Consider the following 3,690-nt stretch of genomic DNA (forward strand, 5'->3'; position numbering starts at 1 on the left):
GGGGTCTGCTGCCGGACGGTGCTAAATCCTACGCTAAGCTCTTTTCGGCCACCTGTACTCCCCTGTGAGTAAGATGTGCGCCCATCCGAGGGGCGAGATGTGAGCCAGAAGGCCGGGCGAACAGTCGAGACCGGCGCGGTGGCGGCTTGTGACTGCCTCCCCGAGATGTTTGGTGTTCCAGTAGATGATGATGGCGGCGAGCAGATTGAGGCCTGCCATGCGGAAGTGCTGCCCTTCGGCGGACCGGTCGCGGATTTCCCCTTGGCGGCCGATGCGTAGGGCGTTTTTCAGAGCGTGATGAGCCTCGCCTTTGTTCAGCCCGATCTGTGCGCGGCGCTGCATGTCGGCATCGAGCAGCCAGTCGATGATAAAGAGCGTGCGCTCGACACGTCCGATTTCGCGCAAGGCCAAGGCCAGCTCGTGCTGTCGGGGATAGGCAGCGAACTTCCGCAACAATTGGCTCGGGGGCATGACGCCCGCGACCATGGTGGCAGCGCTGCGCAGGATGTCGGGCCAGTTTGCCGTGACGAGGGGTTCCTTGATCTTGCCGCCGATCAGCCCCTTCAGCTCTTTGGGGCAGGCTGCCGGGTCGAAGAGATAGAGGCGCTTCAATGGCAGGTCCCTGATGCGGGGGATGAACTGGAAGCCCAAGAGGGCTGTTACCGCGAAGACATGGTCGGTGAAGCCGCCCGTGTCGGCATACTGCTCGCGGATATTCTGGCCCGCGCCCGTCATCAGCAAGCCATCCAGAATGTAGGGAGCTTCGTTCACCGTGGCCGGGATGGTCTGGGTGGCGAAGGGGCCGAACTGGTCGGACACATGGGTGTAGGCCTTCAGCCCGGGCTCTTGGCCGTATTTGGCGTTGATGAGGTTCATCGCCTCGCCTTGTCGTGTCGTCGGGAAGAATTGCCCATCACTCGATGCCGTTTGTCCGGCACCCCAGAACCGTGCCATCGGCAGCGCGGACTGCGCCTCGATCACCTTTGCCAGTGCGCGCGACATGGCCTCGCCTTCGACATGCCATCGCGACAGGCGGGAGAGCTGGAAGTAGTCATGGGTGTTGGTAGCCCCTGCCATCTTGCTGAGGCCGAGGTTCAGTCCCTCGGCAAGCAGCACGTTCAAGAGGCCGATCCTGTCCTTGCAAGGCACACCCGTATGCAGATGCGTGAAGGCTTCGGTGAACCCGACCTCGTCATCCACTTCCAGCAAGAGATCCGTGACCCTGATTTCCGGCAGGCGCTTGTAGAGGTCGAGGACCATGGCTTCGGCTTCTTCGGGAACAGCGGCGGTCAGGCGGTCGATCTTCAGCACACCATCTTCGATCGACCCGCCCGGAATGGCCCCGGCCTTTGCAGCCCGCGCCAAGCGACGCAGGGCGTCGGACATTCGTGCCTTGCGGTCGGCGAGCCAGATATCGGGCTCAAACGGCATGGCTAGCTTCGGCGTGGCGCGGGCAACCTCTGCCGGAACAAGCGCCTCCTTCAGGTCGCCAAACCGCCGTGAATGGGCGAGCCACACATCGCCCGAGCGGAAGGATTCCCGCAGATGGAACAGAACCGCGACTTCCCACAGACGGCCTGCATCGCCGCCATCCGCGTTCAGGTGCCGCAACCACTTCGACCCCCGGCGCAGAAACGTCAGCGGCAGGATCTCCGTCGTCTCCGTGCCCGCGATGATTGTGCTCGCCGCCAGCAGCGGTTCCGCCACGGGCGCGGCGCGAATGTCGAGCGTCCGCAGCATGCGCGGTGCGTAGCGGCGGAAGCGATGATACCCATGTCCGACATGCGCCAGAGGGTCGGCGGCCAAGGTGTCTGTCAACTGGGCCGCTGTCGCGACCAGCCCCTTGAGGGATAACCAGCCACCGGCATTGTCGACAGCCTCCTCGAGCGATGCGCGATCTTCATGGGCTTCCAGCAGCGCCGAACCGAGGGTGGCGAAGGACTGCAAGGTGTCCTTTAGCGCTGCCTTGGCATCTTCCGCACGAGCGTCACGTCGGGACTTCGCCTCGCGCCAGGTCTTGCCGACGATCCGGTCATGGGTCTCCACAATGGCGTCGGCAAGGGCGCTGCGCCATTCCAGTACGCAGACGGCAAGGATGGCGAGACGGCGATCACCGGAGATGTCTCGCAAATCGCCCGCGAAGTATCGCTCTCCCTGCCTGCGAAGTCGGGCAATCCGGTGCGGCGGCACCCCAGCCAGAACCGTCTCGGTCAGCCCAAGGCGTTGCAGGAATTCCAGCCGATCCAGAAGACGGTTCATGTCGGCCGAGTTCTGCCCGGCCTCGAATTGACGCAGCCAGACAAACCGCGTGACCGATCCGCCAGCGTCTTCCGTCAGCAAGGCATCGAGGCGGGTCCTCATGGCATCGTCCAGCCGCTCCGCGATCCGGGACTCGATCCGCCGCTCCGCAGCCACAAGCGCGTCCGCGCATAGGCGCTCGATGATCGTGACGCCAGGCAGTATGGTTCGGGTCGCCCGGCACTGCTCGACAAAGCGCCGTGCCAGATCGTCATTGGAACGGGCACCCTCGGCCGCATCCTGCAGCCAGCCCTTCAGGTCGCGCGCCCCTCTCCCAGAAAACATCCTGTAGCCATACTGCTCTCTGAGCGTCGCCAGATGTTCATGGCGGGTCTCTTCACGGGTCGCGTAACCGGCCAGATCATCAGGCTTCAGGCCAACCTGCGCGGCCAGAAAGCGCGTAACTGCCAAGGGAATGACTTCACCGGGTGTCAGCAGACGACCGGGATATCGCAAGGCGCACAGTTGCAGAGCAAAGCCGAAACGGTTGTGTGGACGGCGTCGGGCGCGGATGATTTCCAGGTCATCGTCCGACAGCGTGTAATGATGCAGCATCTCGGCCTCAACGGTCGGCAGATCGAACAATGCTGCGCGCTGCCGGTCGGTCAGAACTGTGCGATGTGCCATATATCTTTTTCTTTCCGCGAATAGTTTGTGATATTCTGTTTAAGATATGGGATAAGGAACAGGGTTGATGCCGAAAAGCACCGGCCGCACGAAAGCACCTCAAACGAACGTTTGTGAAACATGTTGATCGGCTACGCACGCATCTCCAAGGCTGACGGGTCGCAGTCTCTGGATCTCCAGCGCGACGCCCTGATCGCCGCAGGAGTGCCCGCGGAACGCATTTACGAAGATCAGGCATCCGGCGCACGCGATGATCGCCCAGGACTGGAGGCCTGCCTGCGGTCATTGCGGGAAGGGGATGTTCTCGTGGTCTGGAAGCTGGACAGGCTCGGGCGCACGCTGACCCACTTGGTCAACACCGTGCGCGACCTGTCGGATCGCGGCATCGGCTTGCGCGTGCTGACTGGTCAAGGCGCTGAAATCGACACCACCACCTCGGCCGGTCGCATGATCTTCGGCATCTTCGCGACCCTGGCGGAGTTCGAGCGCGACCTGATCCGGGAACGCACCATGGCAGGTCTCGCAGCCGCCCGGGCGCGCGGTCGAAAAGGCGGGCGAAAGTTCGCACTGACCAAGGCTCAGGTCCGCCTGGCCCAAGCGGCCATGTCAAACAGGGACACCTCAGTCGCCGCCCTCGCGGCCGAGCTGGGCGTCAAACCGGTGACCCTCTATCGCTACGTCGATGCCAACGGAAACCTCAGGGACCACGGAAGGCGCGTTTTATCGGCTTAGCGTAGGATTTAGCACCGTCCGGCAGCAGACCCC

Annotated in this window: 2 protein-coding genes; one reads left to right on the plus strand and one right to left on the minus strand. The window is 63.1% G+C overall.

All coding sequences use genetic code 11. The annotated features are described in order from the left end of the window. Positions 1-33 precede the first annotated feature (33 nt). On the minus strand, positions 34-2,925 hold the full coding sequence (locus DW2_RS18765; protein ID WP_038148986.1) for a Tn3 family transposase: 2,892 nt from the start codon (positions 2,923-2,925) through the stop codon (positions 34-36). A 120-nt stretch (positions 2,926-3,045) separates the two neighbouring features. Between DW2_RS18765 and DW2_RS18770 the strand changes: the two genes are divergently transcribed. Beyond that, positions 3,046-3,657 (plus strand): recombinase family protein, encoded by a 612-nt coding sequence (locus DW2_RS18770; RefSeq protein WP_038148987.1) that lies wholly within the window; start codon positions 3,046-3,048, stop codon positions 3,655-3,657. The last annotated feature ends 33 nt before the right edge of the window (positions 3,658-3,690 follow it).

It is taken from the genome of Thioclava atlantica, from assembly GCF_000737065.1.
Lineage (GTDB): Bacteria > Pseudomonadota > Alphaproteobacteria > Rhodobacterales > Rhodobacteraceae > Thioclava > Thioclava atlantica.

What these genes read in the sequence shown, in the direction of transcription:
- DW2_RS18765 (WP_038148986.1), bottom strand. Translation starts at nt 2,925, where the DNA reads ATGGCACATCGCACAGTTCTGACCGACCGGCAGCGCGCAGCATTGTTC.
- DW2_RS18770 (WP_038148987.1), top strand. Translation starts at nt 3,046, where the DNA reads ATGTTGATCGGCTACGCACGCATCTCCAAGGCTGACGGGTCGCAGTCT.